Source organism: Cupriavidus sp. WGlv3 (assembly GCF_023952475.1).
GTDB lineage: Bacteria > Pseudomonadota > Gammaproteobacteria > Burkholderiales > Burkholderiaceae > Cupriavidus > Cupriavidus phytorum.
Genome location: NZ_JALHRX010000030.1, coordinates 19,470 through 42,657, shown reverse-complemented (window position 1 = coordinate 42,657; position 23,188 = coordinate 19,470). Strand labels below are relative to the sequence as shown.

The 23,188-nt window shown below is 56.5% G+C and carries 15 protein-coding genes; 4 read left to right on the top strand and 11 right to left on the bottom strand.

Going from position 1 to position 23,188, the window contains the following annotated elements; genetic code table 11:
- The 6 genes from MKD38_RS28285 to MKD38_RS28265 form a co-directional block, all read right to left on the bottom strand.
- The coding region (locus MKD38_RS28285) for an SNF2 helicase-associated domain-containing protein (protein ID WP_277343137.1) at positions 1-1,382 on the bottom strand (1,382 nt) is incomplete at its 3' end.
- Positions 1,379-1,897, bottom strand: coding sequence for an SWIM zinc finger family protein (locus MKD38_RS31160; protein WP_081712770.1), 519 nt, complete (start codon positions 1,895-1,897; stop codon positions 1,379-1,381). The genes MKD38_RS28285 and MKD38_RS31160, both read right to left, overlap by 4 nt.
- Before the next feature lie 451 nt (positions 1,898-2,348).
- Positions 2,349-3,659 (bottom strand): TIGR02679 family protein, encoded by a 1,311-nt coding sequence (locus tag MKD38_RS28280; RefSeq protein ID WP_012354407.1) that lies wholly within the window; start codon positions 3,657-3,659, stop codon positions 2,349-2,351.
- Entirely contained in the window at positions 3,656-7,801 is a 4,146-nt protein-coding gene (locus tag MKD38_RS28275) for a TIGR02680 family protein (RefSeq protein ID WP_012354408.1), read from the bottom strand. Before MKD38_RS28275 ends, MKD38_RS28280 begins: the two co-directional genes overlap by 4 nt.
- Positions 7,798-9,063: a TIGR02678 family protein gene (locus MKD38_RS28270; protein WP_012354409.1), complete on the bottom strand. Its 1,266-nt coding sequence runs from the start codon at positions 9,061-9,063 to the stop codon at positions 7,798-7,800. The genes MKD38_RS28275 and MKD38_RS28270 overlap by 4 nt, the downstream gene beginning before the upstream one ends.
- Positions 9,060-10,739 (bottom strand): TIGR02677 family protein, encoded by a 1,680-nt coding sequence (locus MKD38_RS28265; RefSeq protein WP_020384426.1) that lies wholly within the window; start codon positions 10,737-10,739, stop codon positions 9,060-9,062. Before MKD38_RS28265 ends, MKD38_RS28270 begins: the two co-directional genes overlap by 4 nt.
- A gap of 869 nt (positions 10,740-11,608) precedes the next feature.
- On the opposite strand from MKD38_RS28265, the gene MKD38_RS28260 reads away from it, so the two are divergent.
- Entirely contained in the window at positions 11,609-12,049 is a 441-nt protein-coding gene (locus MKD38_RS28260; RefSeq protein WP_012354412.1) for a hypothetical protein, read from the top strand.
- Between the two features lie 216 nt (positions 12,050-12,265).
- On the opposite strand, the gene MKD38_RS28255 is transcribed toward MKD38_RS28260, so the two are convergent.
- Positions 12,266-12,667: a cold-shock protein gene (locus tag MKD38_RS28255; RefSeq protein WP_181924291.1), complete on the bottom strand. Its 402-nt coding sequence runs from the start codon at positions 12,665-12,667 to the stop codon at positions 12,266-12,268.
- Between the two features lie 552 nt (positions 12,668-13,219).
- Between MKD38_RS28255 and MKD38_RS28250 the strand changes: the two genes are divergently transcribed.
- From MKD38_RS28250 to MKD38_RS28240, 3 genes are all read left to right on the top strand, one after another.
- Positions 13,220-14,977: a patatin-like phospholipase family protein gene (locus MKD38_RS28250; RefSeq protein ID WP_012354415.1), complete on the top strand. Its 1,758-nt coding sequence runs from the start codon at positions 13,220-13,222 to the stop codon at positions 14,975-14,977.
- A gap of 249 nt (positions 14,978-15,226) precedes the next feature.
- Positions 15,227-15,913 carry a hypothetical protein gene (locus MKD38_RS28245; protein WP_145987451.1) on the top strand — a complete coding sequence of 229 codons (687 nt, stop codon included), beginning with the start codon at positions 15,227-15,229 and terminating at the stop codon, positions 15,911-15,913.
- Between the two features lie 984 nt (positions 15,914-16,897).
- Positions 16,898-17,968, top strand: coding sequence for a hypothetical protein (locus MKD38_RS28240; protein ID WP_145987452.1), 1,071 nt, complete (start codon positions 16,898-16,900; stop codon positions 17,966-17,968).
- A gap of 720 nt (positions 17,969-18,688) precedes the next feature.
- Here the strand turns inward: MKD38_RS28240 and MKD38_RS28235 are convergent.
- From MKD38_RS28235 to MKD38_RS28220, 4 genes are all read right to left on the bottom strand, one after another.
- A complete protein-coding gene (locus MKD38_RS28235; protein ID WP_012354420.1) occupies positions 18,689-19,261 on the bottom strand; it encodes a DUF2272 domain-containing protein in 573 nt (190 codons plus the stop codon).
- 535 nt (positions 19,262-19,796) lie between these two features.
- Positions 19,797-21,791, bottom strand: coding sequence for a hypothetical protein (locus MKD38_RS28230; RefSeq protein ID WP_012354422.1), 1,995 nt, complete (start codon positions 21,789-21,791; stop codon positions 19,797-19,799).
- Positions 21,782-22,042 carry an ABC-three component system middle component 6 gene (locus MKD38_RS28225; RefSeq protein WP_018003931.1) on the bottom strand — a complete coding sequence of 87 codons (261 nt, stop codon included), beginning with the start codon at positions 22,040-22,042 and terminating at the stop codon, positions 21,782-21,784. The genes MKD38_RS28230 and MKD38_RS28225 overlap by 10 nt, the downstream gene beginning before the upstream one ends.
- Positions 22,029-22,994: an ABC-three component system protein gene (locus MKD38_RS28220; protein WP_012354424.1), complete on the bottom strand. Its 966-nt coding sequence runs from the start codon at positions 22,992-22,994 to the stop codon at positions 22,029-22,031. The genes MKD38_RS28225 and MKD38_RS28220 overlap by 14 nt, the downstream gene beginning before the upstream one ends.
- Positions 22,995-23,188: the final 194 nt, after the last annotated feature.

Below are 23,188 nucleotides of genomic sequence, written 5' to 3'. Positions count from 1 at the left end.
GCCTTGGCCGCATCGAGCGCGCCAACCTGCTTGAGCGCGAGAATCGCGGCAATGACCTGGAGGGTCTTGCCCAGTCCCATGTCATCCGCAATGACGCTCCCGAAGCCGATGCAAGCATTGCGAAAGAGCCAATTGAACCCGCGCTCCTGGTAGGGGCGCAGTTGTGCTTCCAGCCCGTCAGGCAACGAGCATGGCTCGATATCCTGCAATTTTCGGAGGATCGCTTCGGCGTTCTTGTCTCGCGCGATTGCCGCGCCATCAAGCTCTCCGGCGATGGCGATGCGTAAAAGTTCCGGAGCTGTCACCTTCGGGGGCGCAGCGAGGGCAGCGCTTAGGCTGGCGAGTTCCTTGGGATCCAGATAAACGTATTCGTCCTTGATCCGCAAGACACCACTCGCGCCTTGCACGAGCTGCTCGAACTCACGCTTGCCGAGAATGTGATCGCCGATTGCGATCTGCCAGTCAAACGAGAACAGGTCGTCAGCCCGGAACCAACTGACGGTACTCGGCGGTTGCCCGGCAATTCGCATGGAGAGCTTCGGCCGCAACAGCGCTTCCATTCCCTTCGGCAAAAGCGAGCGAATCCCCATCAGCCGCAGCACGGGCAGCGTGTCATTCAGCCATGACGGCAACTGCGCCGAGGACACGGCGATCGGCGTCCTGGCCTCCCTTTGTACGTAGTCGTTGATGGGAGGGCAGTGCTGGTCGAGCACAGAGATTGTCTGCAGAACCGCATAGCGGTGCTTGCCCCATTGATTGTCTGCGATGACGGTTGCCAAGGCTGTTGGTTCCCGGGTCGGGTGCTCTCTGTCCTGGACGTCAATGTCGACCGTGAAGCCCGCCCCGATATCGTCCACCCGCAGGACGGGCGAGAATCGCCGCTCGGCGAGATGGAAGGCGGAGAGGGAGGTTTGAATGGCGCCCGGGATAGCGCCCTCGCCGGGCCGGTCGAAGTGGGCGTAGTTGTCAGTGAAGAACAGCCCAAGGATCATGTCGCCGTTAGGCGAGCCAGCCCATGTGCGGACATAGTGCGTGAGCCATACGGAGCATAGGTGCAGGGCTCCTGCATACCGCTCCACCGTCTTCCGTGGGCGTGACTGGCCATCGACGGTAAGTAGGCGCGGTGGCAGTGCCACGGCGTGAACTACACCTTTCACCTGCTCGTCCGCGATCGCGGGCAACCATCGCACCCCTGCGACGTTATTGGTGTGGGCATAGATCTGGGGTGTGACCGCTCCCTTGCTAAGCAGGTGCAAGGTCACCAGCCGGAGTTGATAAAAGGCCGCCACCTCCGGCTGGTAGTCGGGTAGGTCGCTTGCCTCAATACGTGCTAATGCACCCAGGAAATCCGACGGCGCGGTGGCCCGAGTCACTCCGCTCATCGCTGCACCAAGTGTCGATGGCCACACCAGGCCTTGGCGGATATGTGGCTTGTCGTAGGGGAGAATCGGCGAGTAATCGTCCTCATCCCTCTCGCCGGCCAGGTTCTTAGCGGCAGTCTTGGCGACCCTAGCGAGACGGCTGCGGACCGCTTCCCGGAAATCCCCCTTGGAAAAGAGAAACTTGGATGCTCGGGCAGCAACCGACTCAGCGGTTCGAGCAGGTCAGGGATCGAAGAACAATCGATCGGTTTGAATTCGGTGACTTGCGCCTGCTCCTCCCGCTTTTCCCCTCGACGTACTGGCGCCGCCATAGGTAGCAGATCGGACAGCGTGGGCACTGGCCGGTTCACCTCGTTCTGGATGCTGAGCCGGCAATCATCGAGCGCACTGACCAGATCCAGCCCGCGAAGGCTGAACACCAAGAAAGGGTCTCGGTCAATCTCGGCGCTCAGGACGTAGATAACGGCCGCCAGGTGTTTGCAGGGGACCGCCCAATCCGGGCACGAGCAGGTCATCCGAAGATCGCGCCACCCGGTTGGGAAGACATTGATGCCTTCCTTTTGGCTGAGCCCGAGTACCGCCGGGTCCAGTTTCACGATTAAGCAACCGCCCGATGAGCGCCGGGTTGCCGGCAATGGCCTTAAAAAGGCTGTCCCGATCCGCGCGCTGAAAGGGCGGGATGTCGATTTTGACTTTGTATGGTTCGACGCGCGAGCCTTGGACGCGTGCGGTGACCGAACTACCGGACACCTCCATGGAGGTCACGGCGCCGTTTCGCACGTAGGCGCGGCCGCGCGGCAACCGGTTCTCGTGGTCAATATGCTGCAGGGCGTTTAGCCAGCGTTCGCCCCACCACGTGTTCCCGAATTTCGTTCTTGTTGCCACTAGATCTACCGGATGCACAATCGAGCACGACAAGTATGCCGACGGCGCCGCTACAAGCAAGCCTCCTCCATTTAGAAGTGTCTAAGGCGGCACGTTAAGATATACCAACTCCTTTTTCCGCCTAGGTGCGGAATCCCGCCGCCAGGTCGCCCAATAGATCCTCCACGACACGCTCTTCGGCGCAGACTGACTACGGAGCTTCATCATCGTGGTCAATTCCGGCTCCCAGGTTGCTAGGACAGGTTCGCCGGTGGCGGGGAAGTCCTTGTCGCGGGTCGCAGCAACCACGCGCTCGTATTCTGCGGCACCAAATCTCCAGGCGTTCGTGCCATACGCCCGCATGACGTGGTTACCTATACGAATGCCTTCCCAATCGTAGTCGCCGTGGTAGTGCAAGTCGGCGCCGCTACGCTTGAGGCTGGTGAGAAGATGCCGCTGCGCCGCAGCCGGCATGCCATCGGTGCAGACGAGCGGGGCACACGATGCACCAAGGGCGTTGGCCGCGATGGTAACGACCTCTGGGTTCTCGCAAACGAAAACGGCGATCCCCGCGACTTCCCATGTTTCGGGATTACGCACTAGCTGGCGTAGGGTCAGATAGCCGGGCTCGCCACGCATGAATCTGCTCCTGTCGGAGGGACGCATCGGGAGGTTCAGGCATAGCGCGGGCCGGGCCAGCTCGTTGACCAGTACGCCGGCGCGGGCCCAGGTATCGCGCGCGCGCTCCTCCGCCACCTCGTCGGCGGTGCGGGTCGTGTCGTCATTTTCGTCGTCGGGTGTTGTGGACGACTGGCGTAACACGGCGAGGACCAGGGACGCGATTGGCCTGTTGCGATCCAGTGCGTGGGCATCACCGTGGGTCTCGGCCGCCAACTGGGCAAGTGGCACGCCCTTCAGGGGTAGCCTCTGGAGGACCTCGGCCGCATGGCGACAGAGGATTCGCGCACGTTCCGGGCTTCGCGTTGACAAGCGCTTGATCAGTCCGCGCCCCAGGCTGGATTCCAAAAATCTTTGCAGGGGCGGGTCCTGGCAACTGTCGGCCACACCCTCCCACGCGAGCCTTTCGTCGGTGCGGGCCTTTTCCTTGTTGACGATTGGCCCATCCAACATTTCGAGCGCAATCCGCAGGCTTGGCGCGAGCCCGGCTCGGTGTAATGCCCAGTCGACGTCCTCGAGGCAAAAGGAAATGGAGTCGGCATGCCGGTACGGGCGCCCGAGAATCAGGCGGAGCGTCTCCATATGGGCAGGGGGGAGTCCCCTCAGATTGACTACGCCTGCAATGGGTGCTTCGGGGCGCTCGCGCTCGAAGACCCTGCGCAGGCGCGCCCGTAGCGACGCCCGGTCATCGCCACCGAGAAGGTTGTGAAGGCGAGGAGAGGGCGCATCAGTCATTGCAACGTCGTGGGATTGCTACGCCCGGTAACCTGTCGCCGTTGTTTTCCATCCCACTTCCAACGCGAGACAAAGACCGCATCCACGCCGGGCGCCCGTTGCAGTTCGCAGATCGATACGCCTGGGAACGCTGGATAGCATGCCCATTCACGTTCGCTGGTGATCATGAAATCCAGATCGAACATCTGGATCAGCTTGGCGCAGTCCCCACGCGCGTGGTCGTCAATGCCGGCGAACGCCTCATCCAGCAAGATCAATCGCGGGGCGAGTTGGCCCGCGCTCTGGTTGTAGAAATTGGCCACGGCCGCAATCATCGGCACAGTCAGGCCCAGTGCCCGTTCTCCACTGGATGCCGGGTCGGAAATCGACTTCCATCCGCCGTTTTGAGAGCGCTGAACGCGGAAGCGGTGCCAGAGACGATAGTCCAGTGCTCTTGCGAGCCGGTCTGCCGATTTTTGGCCATAGGAGTCCGGGTTCTCGTTCTCCGCTTTGATGCGCTGGAGGAACCAATCCCCGATCTCCTTGCGCTCGTCTTCTGTTAGGAGTTCTGCGCTTTTTTGGAGGAGGATTGTACGCAGGCGCTCGAAGTTCGCCGTTGAGCCGGCGTTGTCCTTGGTCGGCTCCCACTGAAGCTTGAACTTGACTCCCGTCGCGGTCGGATACTTGTCCAGTTCCCTGTTGATCTCATGCACCTGCTTTTCGGCGGTCCTAAGCAGCCGATGAATCTCGATGGCGATGTCCTGCTTGAGATGCTGCTCAAGGATCTCTTGCTCGCGCACACTCAGCAGGTTTTCGCGCCTCACAATCTCCTCATCCAGAAGGATAAGCAGAGCGTGCGGCTGTTCCTCCTTCCCTTGGAAGACAATCCTTACCGAAATGCCTGAATCAGACTGGGTGCCGTGGGCCTCATGACCGAGTGCATTGAGCGCATGATCCAATTCGCGAAACTCGGTATTGATGACGCTTTGTGAACGCCTCCACGCCTCGTCGGTGTCTTCGAGGTTGCTCAATTCCTGCTCGGCCTTGCGCGCGAGGCCCAAGGCTGCATCGACCGCCCATGGCCGCGTGAGATCGGGAATGTCGATGGCAGGGAGCGCTGCAGGAATCAGACCGGCCTCCGCAACTTGCTTGAATGCATCGATGGCCCGAAACCGATTGTCTGCCGCCTCCTTCACCTGGGTCTCAGCGGATGTGAGCGCCTCGTTCGCAGCACCTTCCTCTTTTGCCGCCGCAACTTGTTTGGCATTTGCCGCGTTATAGGCGTCAGTAGCAATGCTGAGAGCATGCCTCGCCGCGGTAATCAACTCTTCGTATTGATCAACACGCATGCCTATCGTTTCCCGCAGAACCGCAAGTTGGGCTTCCGCGCGTGTGTCGTCAATCTGGCATTGCGCGAGGATCGCCTCCTGTTTGGCGAATTCCTGGCGACAATCGTCTTCATGGCGTGAGGCAGTTTCATAATCCCGCCACGCCTGTCGGATCCCGTACACTAGGTGGTCAAGCCCATGGAATTTCGGATCCAACTCGGTCAAGGAATCCTCGACGGCCGTGAGACCCGACGGCTCGACGGGGAGGCCCATGTCCGTCGCGGCTTCCAGCCGCCTATTAACGGCTTGCTGCAACCTACGTTCGGCTTCTTGGCAGTCGGTATCTGCACGTGAAAACTCCGCCTTTGCGCTGTTCAGGCTCTCCGTGGCGCTCTTCACCGCCAGATGTGCGCGGCGTAGCCCGACATCGCTGGGGATGTCCTCGAGCTCTTTCCTGACTTGCTCCTGTTCCTGGACAGCCGTATTGATCTGTTCGCGCAGCGAAGTTCGTTCGGCACCAAGCTCCTTTTCAGCCTCATCGATGAGGGAAAGACGCGCTGCCCGTGCCTGGGCTCTTGCCGCCGTGCCGATATAGGCAGGCGCGGGTTTCGTCCATGCGCCCGCCAGCGACGCAAGGCGGTACCGCCCGCTGGGCGAGAGCCACGCCTCACCACCGGGATCGTTGTCTGAACAGGCGATTCCGGCGAGTAACCGCTCGACGACGGCCGTCGGCACGTCGCATTCCGGCGGGATGCTCGGTGCGAGAAGGGTCTTCAATGGCGATTGTGCGACCGACGACCGTTGACTCCAGTTGGCGTCCAGAGGCAAAACCTTGCCTTCGGCGTCCGTGATCGCGCCGTTAGGGCTGACCCACGCGTCAAGTAGTCCTGAGCCCTCCAGCGCTGCCTCGATTCCGGCGCGTTGTTCCGGCCGTACCTTCGGCTTGAAATCAACAAGCTTCCAGAAAGGTGCGCCAGGTCGGCCTGAGCGAGCCTCATAGTCACGGGTGTATTGTGGGGGAGGAGGGATATCAACGCCGGCGACCAACTTTTCTCGCTCGCCCTGCAAGTCGGCAGCCAAGCGTTCGTTCGCCAGCCACTTGAGCTTGATTTCCGCCTCTTCCTTGGCAATCTGTTCGACAGCTTCTTGCTGTCCCGACAAGAGCGCAGTCAGGCAGGGATTCTTTTCCTCTAGCCGCTGAATCCACTCCGCCAGTCTTTCCATGTTGCCATCAACGTCCACCTTAATCCGACGCAGCCCTACAAAATGGCGTTGCCACGCATCGAGGAGGTCGTCCGAGGCAGCGTCCAGTTCATTGTCGGCCTGTGAGAGGCGCTCTTCCGCGGCTTTCTTCGCGCTCTCCTTGTCGTGGCGGAGATCTCGAAACATCTCGAATTTGTTCTGCGCGGTGTTCACGACGCCATGCATTCGGCGCATCTCCGAAATCTGGCTGCGCCGCACGCCGGTTTCGGCAAAGAGCGCGGTCTTCGCAGCAAGGATCGCGGCGTCATCGGCCCCCACCAGATCCGTCGCTTCACTGCTGATGAGTCGGTTGTTCGCAATCGCTCGGCTCACGCCGGCAAGACCCGCAATGCGTGTGACGTCGTGCCGGATGTCGGCAATCTGGTGCCCCATCTTGTCAAAATGGTCTTTTCGCTCGCCTGCAACCGTGTGGGAGGCGTCTAGCTTGCGGCGTCGTTCGTCGAGTTCGGTTGCGGCTTCGTCCTTTGCCTTCCGGCGCTCTGCCGCATCCTCCGCAGCCATCGCCATCCGATAGGAATCCTTGTTGGCTGGATCATCTCGTAGGACGTTCACGCGAGTTTGCTGTCGTTCCTTCTCTGAATTGGTGGTGGTGAGTTCAATCTCCACGCGGGCCTGGGCTGCGATCGCGGCGCTCACCCGGTCAGTGGCGGCGTGGCGGGTAGAACTTGCCGTCTGGAAGTCCACATGGGCCTGACGAAGGAGTCTTCCTTTGCGCCGGGTCTGCATGCCGGCGTAGGTACGATAATGGCGCTCGAACTTTGCCACGGACCTCCGCAGCTCATTGAATTTCTCAAGTTCGTCGTGGTGCTCATCAAGCAATACCAGTGCCTCAGATACGTCGTTGACGAGGTTGGCTGGTAGAGGCGTAAGGGATTGGGTGAGGGCATTGGAGAGCAACTGCTCATCGGGGCGTTTGCTCAGTTGCGGTTGGCGCAACTGAATCAGCGTATTCATCAAGGCGTCGTACCGCGTCGTGCCCACCCCGAACAGACGCTCATCGACCGCGTCGCGGTAGCTTTGCGTCGTATCAAATACGCGCCCCCGGTAAGCCAGCACCTCTCGCAGCCCGTCTTTGGTGAGTGCACGATTGCCGTTGCCAATGAGGGAGAGGTCATCGTTGACCCTCCCAGCGACGCCGGCATCGATCATGAAGAACCAATGGTCCACATTGGGCCGGCGACTGTCCGCAGACAATCCGGCTCCCAACGTGACGTACTCGGGTTCATCGCCGTCACGTAACCTCCCGAATTCCATCCAGACATACCCAATGCGGCGGTCGATGCTCCCTTGGAGCAGGTTCCACAGCATCTTTTTCCCGGGGTCCGCGTCAGGCTCCATCCGGCTGGGCATCAGAAAGCCATCGAACAGGAACGGCATGGTCAGCGATAAGACCTTCGACTTGCCGGCACCATTGCGTCCGCGAAGGTTCAGCTTGCCATCATAGAAAGCGAACTCTTCATTGTCGTATAGGTAAATGTCAATGAGACCGATTCGCATCGGTTGCCAGCGGGACATCGTCGGCGTAGGGATCTCATCGTCGTGCCGGGGATCAGTGTGGTCGGTATCTTTCATCGATAGGCTCGCGTTCTGGCGGGTTTGCTGACTTTAGGTGTCCCAAGGGCGAATCTGGCAATGGCCGGAAGCGGGAAGACTCGCTCCCCGTCTTTCCCCACCAACTTCAGTTTCTCAAGCCGTTCGAGGGCTTCCTCGGCGAGCCATCGTTCAGCGCCGGGCTCACGCGCCTCCTTGCGCCAATGTGAGCCGTGTGTGGGGATGCAACTCCGTACGAAGTCTTCGATGTCCGTTATTGCCGAATAAGCAGCCAGTTCGTACGTGTCGCGCCTTGCCCGAATGTGTTTCTGGGAAAGGTACTCGGCAACAAGCAGGGTGATATGGCCAATCGTGCCGTCACCGCCCATTTTCAGATCTGTCATCTGACAGCGTTCATCGACGAGTGCGACGCCCTCCATGCGTTGCTCGGCGGACATCTCGATGGCATCGCACAATCGGGCCGCCATCAGGCCGCGTTGGGTGGCGAGGTAACTGTGGGTTTCCTTGTCAAGGTCAGCAAAGTAGATCACCGGGTCGTCGAGCAACCGCCGTGAAAGGTGATGGCGCATCGCCGTGCGACGCGCGTCCTCGTTGTCGAAGACTGTTTCCTTCGCGAGCCACTCCACACGCTCATCGGTCGAAATGGCGTCCCGAATGCCCGTCGACGGACCGCGCACCGCGGTAATGACTTCGTTCAGCAGCCAACGGTTAATGTCGTACAGCACCTCGGTGGACTGCTCGGCGACGTATTTGTCTTCGTCGCCGTCTACACGCTGGAGTACGCCTAGGGTCAGCAGGGTCCTGAGAACCGTGACCAGGTCCTGCCGCTCGGAACGGGAGGTTAGTTTCAGGACGAATCCGCGGGCGGTAAGCGCTTCGTCGGATGCTGCCAGGGTCAGCTTCTCGCCTAGATGTTGAAGCATGATCTGCGCTTGCGACCCATTCAAAATCGCGCAGACCAAGCAAAAAATCGCATAGCGCCGGCGGTCAAAGTCGGGAATCCCTCGAGTCCCGTCTTGGAAATCTGCGGGTATCTTGCGCAGTCTCGCGCCATTCGGTGACACCCTCAGATCCCAGCCTGTTTCGCGGCGCAAGAACTCCTGCAAACTCTTGGCGTGCCGTCGCACCAGCCCGAATTCGTCATGATCCGGGGACATCAACGGCGTCATCAGGATAGCGCGCATGGCGAGTCGCATTTCCTCGCGCTCATAGGCATGTGGCTTCGCGGCGATTTCAGAGGGGGCGGGCGCGTCGGCGCCAGACACGTTGTCTTCCTCGGTCATGACCAGGCAGGTGTTATGGTGATTAGGTGGTCTCGGCCGGCGAGCGTACCGCTTGGTGTTGAAATCTCAGCGTGAGTGTCCGCACCTAGCGGTTCAAGCCGCACGAGCAGTGATCCATCGCCGGTCAGGATGTCGGTGGGAGCGTCGGGGCCGATTTGGTGGTCGAGCGCCTCGCCTAGCAGTGCGAGGAAGAGGGCGAATTCGTTGGTATTCAGGGCGCCAAGCTCAGACAGCCGCATTGGTAGCGCCGTGGCAAAACGGCGCCTCGCTTCCGCAACCTGATTCGACTCGTCTTCCATCAACTGCTGGATGCGCCGCCGATCGGCGGAACGATCCTTGACACCTGGCAACTGACCGCGCTGTGGGCCGTCGCCCAACTGATACAGACGGGGGCAGATCCGGAGCGCCGGTCCCTCAGCCCACGGGGTGCTGGGCGGGACATATTCCTCTTGTGCCGTGTCCAGCGGTAGGTGTCGGGCCGGGTTCAAACCGAAAGCCACCCGCGCAAGTCGATGTGCGTCTGTCTCGCTATCGCATGAGAGAAACCATGCTGCTAGTGTGCGCAGGTCGGTGGAGCGGTCGCTGCGCCCGGTGCGGCGATCATTAATCTCCTTGATCGCGATGGCAAGCTGACGGATCGCTGACCGAGCCTTCTGGCGGAGCAGGTCGGCAGTCGATGGGTCATTGTTGGAATTGACAAACCATCCACGCAGGCCAGTCCATCGGTCCTTCCATTGCCGCCGGATGGCGAGGACTGCGTCAGTAGATTCCCACGTGCGACGGGCGGCGTCTTGCTCAGCGTCTTGCTCGGCGTCGGGTGCGGCGTCTGGCGCCAGGCGCTCTGCAACCGCGAAGAGCATGCTCTCTATATGGCTATCAAGTGCCTGGATGAGATCGGAAATGGTGTCACCGCGGCGCGCGAGGTCGCTCACGAACCGCTCGAGGTAGTCGATCAGTTGCTTCTTGTAACGCTCGACGTTGTTGACCTCGACGTCGCTCGGGTTAAGGTGCCGATCCACGCCAGCCATGAAGGCGGCGGCGTTCTCCGTCATCGTGGCAAACACACCCGTCAACTCTCGCAATGTCGATCGTACTTTGTCTGCATCCAGCTCCTTGCTACTAGTGAGGGCGACAAGGGCGCGCAAAAGTTGTTCGATATCCGCGAGAGCCACCGTCTGAAGCTCCGCGCGTTGTCGAAGGACTTCGTCGTAGCGCTGCAAGGCCGCCTCGACGGCCTCGCCGGGCTTTGAGAGGCGGTAGATCTTGTAGTTGCGCTTGAAATCTGCGATGGAGGACCAGCGCGCCATGTCCTGCTGGGCCTCGAGGTTTCCCCAGCGCACCAGCGCGTCTAGGTGCTGGGTGAGCTGATCGATGTCCGGACGGGCAATACCGGCCGGCAGGGCGATCTCGGTGAGAACCTCGTCGGGACGAAGTTGGAGGCGATACTGTGCCTTCGCCTTCGCGAACACATCCATAATCGCGCGGTAGATCGTCGCATGGTCCGCGCTGACATGGCTAAAGAGTTGGCCTCTTCTGGCATCCGCGAACGCGGACCTGGTCCCGTGCGCATCGAAGCGAAATGGAGATGCACCGTTTTCAGATGGGCCCGCGGTGGCCGGAGGCTCGACGTCCGATTGCGCCCCAGACGCGCCGGCCACGCTTGCCATATCAGCCATGGGGTTACGTGCGCCGCATTGGAGTAACAGAGAAGAGCGCGGCACGTTTGCTGTCGACGCGCCTTTCGAGCTTAGTCGCCCGCCGCGGCTGGCTCAACCTTTGTGCAGGCTGGAAATGTTCGTGTCCGCACCGATGGGTGACGTTTCGGGGGGAGCGGTGCGTGAAATGATGGTTCGTTAGGTTTGACAGCGCAGCACGGGGCGGCATTCAATCTCGCTGGATCGGGGCGCCAAGCGAGGTGCCGAGGCAGCGGCGTAAATGGCAAAAAGTGGGCGCCTTGAGTTGGAAGGTCGCCGGCAAGCGAAAAAAAAAGCGCTTACGTAGGTATGCCTTTGTTTTCGTTGCATGTGGTGCCCGCCGATGGGCTTGCAAGCGCCGAGCAGACTCAGCGCGCAGCGGCGCACGACCTGGACGCGGGTGCAGGCAGAGTTGGGCGCGGCGCAGCGCCGGCCGAACGGGCCGAGGCCGAAGCGCCCTGGCGCGCCAGCTGCTGGCAGAATCGCGGGTGGCGCCCCCAGGCCCGGCGTCGACTGAGCAGGAGGCGCCAGGCAGGCGAAAAACTGGACGAAGAGCAGGCACGCCTACGGCCGCCTCCAAACCGGATGACGGCAGCGACAGTAGTCTCCGACATAGTTGCCTGCCAACTTCCTGACCCCCGCCATCCATATGGAGGATGTCAAGGCGACGCCAGCCTTTTTACGATCAATACAGCGGCGGCATGCGCGAGCATCGCTGTCACGTTTTTGATGACATAAAGGTGACACCGTCGCGGTCCGTTGCTACCCGAATGAAATTAAGTGCGATGCGGTGAAGCGGCTCCTACATGCCGGAGCGGTGTCAGTAGGCATTCACATTGATTCAGAAGCCCATGAACAACTTCAACTTCTTGCATGGCCACGACCCCGCGCCCCGCCCGAGGGATGAGTTGCTGTATGAATTTGTCGCTGCTGAACTGGCAAACTCAATGATCAAGCAAGGCTTGTGGGCCAAGGCGCTGTCTGACAGCAATTGGAACCAGCCCTCGGCAAAGGCGCTATATGTAAAGATGCGCGTCGCTCAGCTAAGGGGCGAAATCCTAGCCGAATCCCGGCAGCGAATGGCCGCCTTAAGCGATCCGGTGAGAGAAGCAAGAGAGTTTGGCCTCACTGAAGAGGAAGTTGAATATCTCGGGAAGCCAATAAAGGCAGTCCGCCACGTTGAAAAATTCCGCATCACCAAGGACAAACTCGCCGAAGCCATTGGTCGAGGAAAAATTCGCGCCGTACTCTGTAACGAGGTCTTGTGGGTCCAAGACCGTGCAATTGGCTAAGCGTTCTTTAGTGTGGTTGAAGGGAATCTGGCGTCTTGCTGCGTAAGCGGCCTGCTCCAAACGTGACCGCGTGGGCCGAAAGCATCCGGATGCCGTAATGGCGTGCGCCTTTGGACCTACATAAAGAAATTCGGAGGTATGGATGCTGCCTCCTCATCATGTAGCAACTGGGGGGCACGCGTATTGATGGCCCGCCTCGCCGATTTCTTGAGCCACTCACTGCTTCGTCGGCGTGAAGAGGGCCTGCGACCAAGAAACGCCCTTATGCGCTGCAGCGCATAAGGGCGTTTCTTGGTCAGGGGCCATGCTGGCCAGGAGGCTGACCATGCCCGCCTGTCGAGGGAAGTAACCAGCAAAGGCGCCGCCGGCTATAAACTCCAGGGCCACCAGACGGGCAAAAATCGGCAAGAGGTTTGCGTCCGACTGCGGCTTCGGTGCGCCAACTATGGCGATGTTCAACGCCTGAACCCGGCCGTCCTTCCCTTTGCCGAACTCGAGGCTCCCGCGGTCGCCAAGCTTAGGCGTCACGGTGCGTGTCTGTAGCGCCGTGACGTGGAAGAAGACGTCTTCGTGTCCGCGCGGACGTCGATAAACCCGAAACCCTTGTCTGTATGCCATGTCTTGACCCGACCCGCTTTTTTCATGATTCTCGTCTGTATTGTTGAGGTCCAAGTTTAAGGGATGAGAGGAGCGGGTTACGTGGACTCAGCAGCAGCCGAACGCCGACTGCTCTGCCACCCGTAGTCGGTGGGGTGTTGGTCTGATGCAACCCACCTTGTATGTCAAATCGGGTAGATTTGCCCGTGAGCGGAATGCCGCGGTAATGACGTTAAGAACAGCAACAGGTAGAGACATGGGTCGTAGGAGAAGGGAGCCGTCGCATAGCGAGGTGTTGATGGATGCGCCATGGTGGCCATGGTGAGCAGGGAATCAAAGCTTTTTCACGAGAAAGGTCACTGTCCAATGATGGAAGGTGTTGCAGCTTTAACGACAGCCATGAGCATCCCCCGTGTCAGATTAGGCCGAGTGCGCTTCCGGGAATGGAGGCCCCCGGGTCCATCTCGGTAATCTGGCGCCTCCCCGAAAGCCTTCAGCGACAAGGCTCTCTGACCAGTCACACCCAACATCCCCCCTGCAATTCGGATCGCACCATCTCTATGGAGGCAAGAAATGCCCTATCCTCGCTTGTGCGCATCGCGGTTGTTATCTATGCTTCTCAATAAAAATAAAGGGCATCTAATGTCGCCTATCCAAATGCATACTGCAGCAATCTGGGTAATTTTCATGCTGTCAAGTTGCGCCTCCGTGGAGGTCACTACGAAAGAGGTGCCAGTCGACACAAACACACCTCCGCCATTGCTTCGAGAAAAGACCCCGCCCCCCTATATTGGTCTGGCCTTGTCAGGTGGTGGCAATAGATCTGCACTGTATTCCTCATATGTTATAGACCTCCTTTCGGCGCTGCCGGTCCGAGCCATGGCTCCCACCCGCCAGTACAGCTTCATGGATACCGTGCAGTATATATCCAGCGTATCTGGAGGCGGCTTTGCTGCTTCCTACTATTCGACAAAGAGGGATGCCTCACTCAACGGGCCTGATTGGAACGCAACTAAGCAATCGTTCTATAGCCAATTTCACTCGAAAATGAATGAGAATTGGGAGGCTGCCATCGGGTGGAGATTATTCGCCACCATCTTTACAAGAACACCGATCGAACTGCTCGAGCGGAGCCTCGAGAGTGATTTCTTGAAGGGGGAAACATTTGGCTCATTGGCGCAGAAGGAGGCCTCCGGAAGGTCGCCCGTAATGATTTTCAATGCTACTCATTACGATACAGGTCGAAAATTCGTGATGAGTACCTTGCCGACCGCGACTTTCAAGCTACGCACTGATAAACTTATAATAGACATTCTTGAGTTGAAAGAGAGAAAAGCAAAGTTATCGCTTCTCGACCAGTCTTCGCTATCCGCCCGTATGTTTTCGAATATCGAGCGCTCGACCTATGCAGAGAGCTTCCATGAGGCCACTCCTGAACTCCTCAATACGTTGGTACCCGAGGGCTTTGACGCTATTCAGGGGCCGGGGTCCGCTTCCCTAGATTACGAGGATATGCCGCTGTCATTGGCAGTAGCGTCATCCGGTGCCTTCCCAGGGCTAGGTCCTTTACCATTAACAGTAAAAGCGCCGAATGGAAACGTTCTCGATTACACATACGTCCACCTGATTGACGGAGGAGTGACCGATAATAGCGGCGTAGAATCTCTGGCGCAAATATTTCTTCGTGATCTTATAAGCCCGTATACGAACAAGGTAAGTGGCACGGAAAAATCTCCGATCACGGAAAACATGGACTACGCGCTAATCATCAAAGTCGATGCGTCGCTCCCATTCAGGGAAAGTAGTCCTGCCTTCAAGAACAGGACAACGCCGCTTTGGACCATCCTAGCTGATCCCGGTCAACCCAGTGATATTCAAGAGGAAAGAACGAACTTTTATCGAAAAAGTCTTTGGCATTTTGCGGGGGGTAATACAAACATGGTAGCTGGAACACCTGACAATCCCATCAGCAGAATGAAAATCATCGAGTTCCGGCACACGGACCTTAGCGATGCCGACCAAGTAGGCGCGCTAGCGCTAGAAGGAGCTCCGAGGCGGATTAAAGATCGAATTCAACCGAAAGGGTGTCGCGTTCCATTAAGTCGCGAGGATGCGCAAAGGCGGCTCTCGGAAGTTTCTACAAGATATCATCTTTCCGATGAGTGTGATGTATCTTGGCTCCGAATCTCTGCTTGCTCATCGGTATTAAAGCACGCCCCGAATATCCAGCGCTTTTACCAACTCGCCGACGGAAAAGCTTCAGAATATGCTCTTGATAATTTGTATGAACGAACACGAATGCTTTGCCCGGAAATGTTCAGCGAATCATAGATGGCATCATTATTTCCGCAAGTGAGTAGGGTTACTGAAGCATTTTACATATACTTGTATTTTTTAAACAAAAAGAAACGACACAATAATATGAACTTTCGTGGCACGTATGCAGCTTTTCTGGGCCTTTGCATTGCTATTCTGCCAGGCTGTGCGACGCATAACACGGGTGAGAGCGGGTTGGCGGTCTTTAACCCAAATCCATCTCGCGACGTGAAAGCCCGGCAACCATTTTCGGTAGCGTACCACATGAACTCCAACAAGAGCCTTGAGACAGAAATTATTCCAGCGCTGAACGATTACCTCGGTGACATTCTGACTGCAGGAAACCTGGTTGACCAGCAGCAGAGTTATGTGTCTACAGCAACGTTTTTAGGCGCTTTGGCCGCAACATTTGGAGCGATATACGAAAAGACGGCGTTAATACTCACAGGTGTGGGGGTCAGCGGCGCGGGTTACGCTGTCGACAAACAGTACAATCTTACGGCCCAGTCTGTCGCATATGATCATGCCGTGACCAATCTCATGTGCGTGATAAATGCTGCAAACGGCGTCTCGGATAATGATATACAAAACACAATTGCCTATGCTGGAAAGGATGACGATAGGCTTGCCGGTGTAAATGCCAAAAATTCCATACTCATACAGGCCAATGCGGTAACGGCCCGCCTTCGGACTGCACTCAAGGCAGCGCCTAGATCAAATCCATCAGAGAATGATCTGGTTGCATATATGAACAAATTAAAGGCTAGTGAAGGAAAGCCGCAGCCGAACATGAATGGAGCCGCCGTTCAAAGTTTGATCCAAGATGAACAAGCTAAAGGTAGGAGCGCTAGTGAAGCCCAGCAACTGATTTTCGATAGATATTCGGTATCCATTACACGGGTACTACAGTTGAATGCGAATCTCGCTAAATGTCAAAATACCATGCTTTGATTGTGTGAGTGGCGTGAATTCTGTTCCTGCATCAGGTGAATGCCTGCGCCGGTCCTTCGGCCCAACCCACTCAAGATGGGCCAAGAACGATTGCAATTTGCGCCAAAAACGCTTGGCAGGTGACGAGGTGTGAATGGCCGTTGCCCTGCTTGCGCCATCTGTTTTGCGCAAGCAGGGCAACGAGGATCGCTTCTCAAGCCTCCCTTGGCGCTGACATCACGCCAGCAGCCACCCACACCCGCGTCCCGGCGGGAAGGCCCAGCATCACAGATCCCCTCCCACCAAGCTCGCTAGCAGAAGCCGTAGAACAACACACTCAGGCTTGCCATCGAAACACACGCGCGCGCCACGACATGCGATGACAAGCCCGGTCGATCGGCTCCGCCGCCGGCGGCGACGTCATGTGCACGGGCAGGATTAAATCGGCCGGAGCCAACGCGGATGTCGCGGCTGGCTCCTGATCCCGCCACAACTTCGACACGAGATTTGCGTTCAGGCCATGCGCGCGGGCAACTTCTGACAGCGAGCGTGTCGGGTCTCGTGCTTCTGCCACGACCTGCGTGTGGAACTCTTTTGTGCAGTTCGTGGAGCCATACCGGCGACCCCGCGCCTTGATTTCTATTTCATCTTGTCCTACCAGATTCTGATGGGAATTAGACCGCGTCTTCGGACTCTCATGAACATACGGTGCTGGTGCAACGCTTACGACTTTGGTTAAGCGTAGAGAACAGGCCGAGCAAGCTCTTTCCAAGAGATATTCCATCGTTGATGCCGTTACGCACGTGCGCCACCGGCAAATCGACACGAACGAACATCGCCAACTCAGAATCCGCCGTTTCAGGCTTGGATTGCCAGGGTGGCGAAAGACCGCGAGGTTGAAAATGCGCCAGCGATGGACTACTACTATCGACACCCACACCCACGCTTACGTAGGGCGCTACGCCAGTGGCCATGAACCAAAGGACAGCGACGGAGGAGGAACCTATGCATGAAGGTTCAGGCAGCTGGGGCTTCGCACGGCCGCTCCGCTTAATTGTTTGCATCGCAATCCTCTCATCTGCCAATGTCGCTTATGCTCGAATGCCGATGGTCGAGCCGCCCGGTCAGCCCATCAATGACGACCTCTTGGATGGGTTTTTGCGTCAAGGTGGGTGGAGCCAAACTGCGGATGATGATCCTAGTGCCAGGCAACTTGAGGCAAGTTACATTAAGGGCATTGTTGACGCATACGTGGCGAAGCCATCCGATCCTAAAGCGATCAATGACTTGGGGTTAGTCGGTCTGGCGCTGGCGGTGGCGGAATGGGGAGTAGAGCCTGCTGATGGACTACCGGACGACCCTGCCGGAAAGAACTGGGGGGGCGTCATTGGCGCAGACGGAAAACGTTTAATGAGCTATTCGAAGGGCGCGATTGGTGTTTCCCATGCTGACAGCGATTCTCTCGCTGATTTCTTCTCCTTCATCAAGAAAGATAGAGGAGATTCCCTGCCACAGGCGACGCGGTTCTATCAGCTTCAAGGCATCAATTTCGACCGGCTTTACGCGGACGGCGGCCATTGCAACAGGCCTTCGACCGTAATTGTTATTGATCTGAACGGAAAGCCATTTGGATACGTCGAGCATGGATATGCTGGGGATCGCTATTGTGGAATATACAGAAAGTACAAAACCAACGAAGAAGACTGGAGAATTTTTCGGCACAATATGCGCCTCGTCCTTAGAACCAGGGAGGGGCAGGCTTATCTCATCAATGCATGGTTGAAGGAATATTGGTGGCCCTCTTACCGGAAGGTCGCCGGGCAACCTAATGGAAAAATCGAGGACGTTATTATCAATTCACGGATTCGCAACTCATCTCCTGTCACGGCAAACTGCACGCTGGGAAAGGCAAGGAGTAGCGGCGATGCCATCTCAGCCCAACTAAATGCGTATGCATCGAAGGACTGTCATGGGAAGCCGGATCACAAGCGACGTTGGCCGTATATGATGCGCGCGGTCGTAGTCTACAGATTTTATGCTAATCATCAGTTAGCTGAGCAGACACGGCAAAAATAACCACCATGTTTCGCGTGGCGCATTTGATTTCGACCATAACGTCTGAGATATTGGGCGTCAATGAGCTGTCGAATACCAGAGCGAACCCCCGTTGTTCCAGCGATGGGGGCTGACACCCAGACACTTATATCTGCGTTCAGTCGTACGTAATTGACATCCGCGGGAGGATTTTTCCAACCCCTGCCACTATTATGCCAAGCCGTCCGCCTTCAACGGACAAGACACCGCTGTTGCAATCTCCAGTGGTGATCACACTGTCTGGCTCCCAACGGTTTGACCACGTTCGCCGTTGTTGTGCAGCCTAAACTCAAGTCGCCACTGGCTCGTGATTCGCCTGGCAGCCCTGCGCCATTCCCCGCTGAGCTTGGATGCAACTGGCGCTGCCTACAACCGCCTCGCCCGTGGACACTTTGGTGCTTGTGCTCGTGCTCTGGGTTGCCGGCTTCTGGCTCTGTACCGCAGTCTCCGACCAGCAGTGAGCATTACTAGTCGGATAAACATATCGGACGCAGTCTGAAACCAGTCCTATTAAACATCGAATGGCTTTCATTAGCACATTTTTGTTGGGCCCTTCTTATCTCGCTTGCCGTCAACTACCTCTCTGCCTGGCGGCACGCAGTGCGCAGCTAGTTTCTGGGCGCAGCGCTTTCTTTCTTCGCTCCGATTGGGCATTGATGCTTGTATCGGAGGGGTTGGCCCGAGGAAGAATGGGCGGCCACATCATAAGGCACATTCCACAATGGAGATGAAGGACTGGCTATTCCTTTGTTTGATGCGTCCATGCGAATCCAATTGAATTGTGACCTTTCCAATTGAGTTGTGTTCATTACCCCCAATCGTTGCTATTTCGCTATCCGAAGCTTCTACGACGATGGCCGAGTGCGAAGCATACTTTTCGTGTGCGGCGGCGTAATCGAAGTCGAAGTGCTCGCCAGGTTGATTATTTTGGATAATGTCGCCAACTTTCGGAGCGTACTGTTCAATTCTTCGCCCCCAAAAAAATCCCGTCCCATCCTGGGCATTCTTGATTGCCCGGAAACAAAACTGAGAATGTCGACGCGCGAACACAAACCCCACGGGTGCCACCGCCGCGTCCTCCGAGGCTCGCTTTACGCACCAACTCACGAATACCGCCGACCAATACACATCCGTTCCTAGAAACGTTTTGCCGAGATCCTCCCAGTACTGACGGATTTGCTCGGCAAGGATTGGATTATCCTCGTTCATCTCGTGATACTTCTGGTGTTGTCCCTTCGCTATCGCAATGAGGCATTCTTGAAAGAGGGTCGGCATGAAGGCTCCTGCACGGAAAGGTAGTATTTGGTATAGACGATTTTAATCGCGGAGGGCAACCTCATTGGTGAAAAAAACGGGGAAAACAGGGCGTGAACCAGAGACGCGCGCTAAAAGCCGGCAAACCGCTTCATGACCGTTCCGCGCCTCAACAAATGACCTCGTCATCGCCAGTCAGGATGCGTTGGTGCTATTTGCGACGCCGGCTCGCGAGCCCAGTCGCCTTGGAGGCAACCCCGGATTGCCGGGTTCCCAGCGCGGCCGATGGGGGTGGTTCGATGAACCGCATACAGCAACCTCCAACCAACCTGACACACTGACTTGCTCGGTTTAAAGCTAAGGAAGCTCTTTTTATCGTCGGTATAGCCAAGTTTTATGCGCATGCCGGGCACGAACGCAACGCGCGATCGGCGGAAAATCGATACGTCGGCGGCGGACGTGCAATCCAAACAGCGTCGATGAATGCGCTTGCACGTAGCTCCGATCAGCTTCGAAGATTAAACGGAGACATATTTTGGGTTGACGTCATGAGCGCTTACGAGCAACTGTCGCCTATTGCCACTAATCGGTGGCAGATGAAGGTTCCCCAACGGGAAAGATCGAAATTGCGAGGGTCGTCGTGTCCGCCGCCAATGTTACGATCTATTGCGACGTGAAACGCGGGCACTAACCACTCCCCTGCGCGGACGCTGGCATTGATATAAGCAAGTGCCAATCGGTCATACTGTGCGTCGGTAAACCCGGGAGATTGGGAAATTCTGTCGTTTATACATTTCCCTTTGTCATTTAGAGGTGATTGACCTGGCTTTAACTCTACCGAACGGACCTGAACACTCTCAACGTGCAGAAAAATCCCCTTAGATCTTTCGCCCACAACCTTGTTCTCAAGTCTCGTCGCACGCCAAGGAACCGAGAAATCTCGTTCTTGGGGGCGCACCGTCTTTCCGTCCCGCGTGATGAACATGTGCGCTTGTTTGTAATCTTTCCAGCGTTCTACACGATTCCATGGCGCCGTCGGCAAATCAGCGCTCGCTAGACGTTTGATGTTTGCACAGACGTTGTCGCTTGTGTCGTGAAGAACGAAATATCGTGCAGAAGGTCGGCCGTTTGCGTTAGACCGGGATAGGGGCTTGTCTAGCAGACCTCCTATCCGGACATCAAAATCATAGCGAGTTTTATTGTCGCCTATATTGTTTTGAAGTGTTATACCCGCCGGCGCGTCAGGATAGAAGCGCTTCGCAAGAGACGAGAAAACATTGAGCCGTGACTCCGTTTCATAAAATGTCTCATCCAGATACGCATTGGTCTTGATATTTTCTTCGGCCAATTTTATTCGAATGGACGCGGCGTCTTCCCGACTCTTATGTAGTAAGTGCTGGTAATCTTGTAGCTTATGAAACTTAGCTCGCAAGTCAGACAGCTGCGCGCTTACTGCAGCGTATTGATCCAACGCCCTTTTATCCGATAGATACCTAAGTTTGGCGTCCACCGACTGGTTAAGTTGGTGAATCTCCAACTCAAGATTCCTTTTCTCCGTCTCCAACCTCATTCGTTCCTGGCCGAGTCGGGCTATGCGATTTGTCAGCAATTGCGAGTGAAACGCTTCCACTTCCTGCAGATGCTTCAAAGTTTCGTCGCGAAATGCTCTTTGGAGTTCGCCATACATAGCGAGCACCTTCTCGCGCGGAATATCTGCGCGTGCTTCGAGGCTCTTCTGAACGTTAGAAAGAGCGTTTTCCACGACAGCTCTCTTGTTTTTTAGCGCACGGAGACGGCCCGTCAAATCGTTTGCTTCTTTCTCGATTTGATAGTAATCCTCCGCGACGGCGAACTGCGCTAGATCGCTCTCAAACCTTGCAATTTGCTCTTCAAGATGTTTTGCTTGCAGCGACGCATCCTTGCTACCGGTGTAGTATTCTCGAATGAAAGGATCGTTCTTGAAGTTTCTCTCAAAAAGTTCCAGCTCAGACTGTCGAGTGCGAAGTGAGTACTTGTTTTCAACCAAAGAGATATCTATCCCAAGCAGGAACAAATTCCGTAGCAAGACCGTATATGGCTCTCGATCTGATGAGGTAATTTTTGGATCGTTATAGTCAGCTTTGGATCGCCGAATGAAGCGCGGCAGTAGTGAACGGAAACTAAGTTGCGACCCACCCCAATCAGGAAAATGAAAGCAAAGCTTCCCTAGTAGTTCGTTGAAGGCCTTGACTTTCAATATTTGCCCGTTCAGGGAAATGGTGCCTTGCTTGTCGGTGCTACGCGATGAAGAATAAGCGGTTTGTCCAATCTCAAAGCGCAGCGTAAATTCCCAACTGGGAAGATGTTGGCGAAAGCTCGTATTTGTACTGGAGCCCAAACAAAAATGAATGATTTCGATCAGTAGGGACTTTCCAACGCCGTTATAGGATCGACTGTCGTCCTCGCCATGCAATTGATCTTTCCGCGAGCCAATGACGAGCGACACGCCCGTCCGATTGAACTTGACGGTCTTAAAGGTGGTTCTATTCGATGTAAGCTCGATTAGGCGCATAAGGCCGCTTCCGGGCGGTGGCGATGCAGTTCACCAGCGTCATTCATCTGAATAAGTCCGAGCGCAAACAAAGCATCGAGAGCCAGCACCATGTTGTCGAACGTCTGGAAGGCTGGATAGCATGAGGCTTGTCGCTGAAAAGCGCGCCACAGATTGTCGACTGTGATCGGTTGAGAGACGTTTTCCATGACGAAAGCCCCGAGACCGAGCAGGGACTCCGCAAAAGAAATGTGCTTGTCAGGAAGCAACATTGTTCGGTTCCTCGAAAATGTCACAGGCTTCAAAGTACTTCGCCATGAGAACCAAAGCAGCGTCGCGCCGCAGTCGATCTGCAGCGGGATTGTTGGTTTGAGGCGCAACTCGATTCAAGATAAACGCGAATCGCAGGTCACCGAGCGTAACGCCTGATTCACCTTGGTCATCCTTGACTGCAACAATGCTCTCCGCATAGAACCCAGCCAGAAAGTCACGCAGTGCTTGCTTGGTGAAATCGCTGTTTCGACTCAAATAGTCATCGATCTGCCATGTCTCGCGTTGCTTTGCTCGCAGCCAATCGCCGTTCTCGGCGAGTCCGTTGAATTCGATTTTTTCTTCGAAATCCGGTGCAATTTTTTTGCCTGTCGGAGCGCTCTGGGGCGGAGAGTTTTGAATATGCTGGATGACTTCTCCCAGGACGGTGTAGTCAAGGCCCTCCAACGAATCCCACGTCGGTAAACCGCCTACAATCATGCAGATTTGATCTTCAGGCAAGCAAATAAACTCTTGCTCCAAATGCTTGCTGAGAAAGGCTTCGCAGGCGTTAAGGCTATGGTCCGTTTTGATCGTGGCCAGAGTTTTCTCGATGTCGAAGACGGTGCCGCGATATTTATCGTTGAACACAAATACGTACTCGCGTGGGACGCAGAATGTGCCCCAGTACGGCAGCAGCTTGTCTTTGAAGTCTTCCGCTGCCTTCGCGATCGCAGCGCTCTTGCTGGCGGTAGGGTTTTCGGGCGCGAAGACTTGAAAGTACCTGCCAACAGCCTTTTCGTAGCCGTCGTTTCCGCGGTCTCGCTGGTTGCCGTACGGCTTGATTTTCAAAAATCCAGGTCGCGAATACTCCATGACCCGTCCGAACAAATGTTCGAATGCGAAGCCATCAGATCGGTGCACTTGGAGCTGGAAAAGCGTGCGGGCGAGATGCTTACGCTCGTTTGTCATCATCAACGTCCGTCTTGAATTCCTTGTTGTTTGGAGAATTCTAACATCGCAGGCTCGAACATCTTCAGTCGCCTCGGCCGCCAACCTGGCGGCCGAGGCGACGCTAAGCAGTCAAGCCCGAGAGCGCTCAAAGTCGTGAGCTAAACGTGGTACACGAGTCACTTAAGCCGGTTTCCGCCACTTGCTTTGCCTTTCTT

What these genes read in the sequence shown, in the direction of transcription:
- MKD38_RS28220 (WP_012354424.1), bottom strand. Translation starts at nt 22,994, where the DNA reads ATGATGACAAACGAGCGTAAGCATCTCGCCCGCACGCTTTTCCAGCTC.
- MKD38_RS31160 (WP_081712770.1), bottom strand. Translation starts at nt 1,897, where the DNA reads ATGACCTGCTCGTGCCCGGATTGGGCGGTCCCCTGCAAACACCTGGCG.
- MKD38_RS28275 (WP_012354408.1), bottom strand. Translation starts at nt 7,801, where the DNA reads ATGAAAGATACCGACCACACTGATCCCCGGCACGACGATGAGATCCCT.
- MKD38_RS28240 (WP_145987452.1), top strand. Translation starts at nt 16,898, where the DNA reads ATGCATGAAGGTTCAGGCAGCTGGGGCTTCGCACGGCCGCTCCGCTTA.
- MKD38_RS28235 (WP_012354420.1), bottom strand. Translation starts at nt 19,261, where the DNA reads ATGCCGACCCTCTTTCAAGAATGCCTCATTGCGATAGCGAAGGGACAA.
- MKD38_RS28270 (WP_012354409.1), bottom strand. Translation starts at nt 9,063, where the DNA reads ATGACCGAGGAAGACAACGTGTCTGGCGCCGACGCGCCCGCCCCCTCT.
- MKD38_RS28265 (WP_020384426.1), bottom strand. Translation starts at nt 10,739, where the DNA reads ATGGCTGATATGGCAAGCGTGGCCGGCGCGTCTGGGGCGCAATCGGAC.
- MKD38_RS28255 (WP_181924291.1), bottom strand. Translation starts at nt 12,667, where the DNA reads ATGGCATACAGACAAGGGTTTCGGGTTTATCGACGTCCGCGCGGACAC.
- MKD38_RS28280 (WP_012354407.1), bottom strand. Translation starts at nt 3,659, where the DNA reads ATGACTGATGCGCCCTCTCCTCGCCTTCACAACCTTCTCGGTGGCGAT.
- MKD38_RS28225 (WP_018003931.1), bottom strand. Translation starts at nt 22,042, where the DNA reads ATGTTGCTTCCTGACAAGCACATTTCTTTTGCGGAGTCCCTGCTCGGT.
- MKD38_RS28245 (WP_145987451.1), top strand. Translation starts at nt 15,227, where the DNA reads ATGAACTCCAACAAGAGCCTTGAGACAGAAATTATTCCAGCGCTGAAC.
- MKD38_RS28250 (WP_012354415.1), top strand. Translation starts at nt 13,220, where the DNA reads ATGCCCTATCCTCGCTTGTGCGCATCGCGGTTGTTATCTATGCTTCTC.
- MKD38_RS28230 (WP_012354422.1), bottom strand. Translation starts at nt 21,791, where the DNA reads ATGCGCCTAATCGAGCTTACATCGAATAGAACCACCTTTAAGACCGTC.
- MKD38_RS28260 (WP_012354412.1), top strand. Translation starts at nt 11,609, where the DNA reads ATGAACAACTTCAACTTCTTGCATGGCCACGACCCCGCGCCCCGCCCG.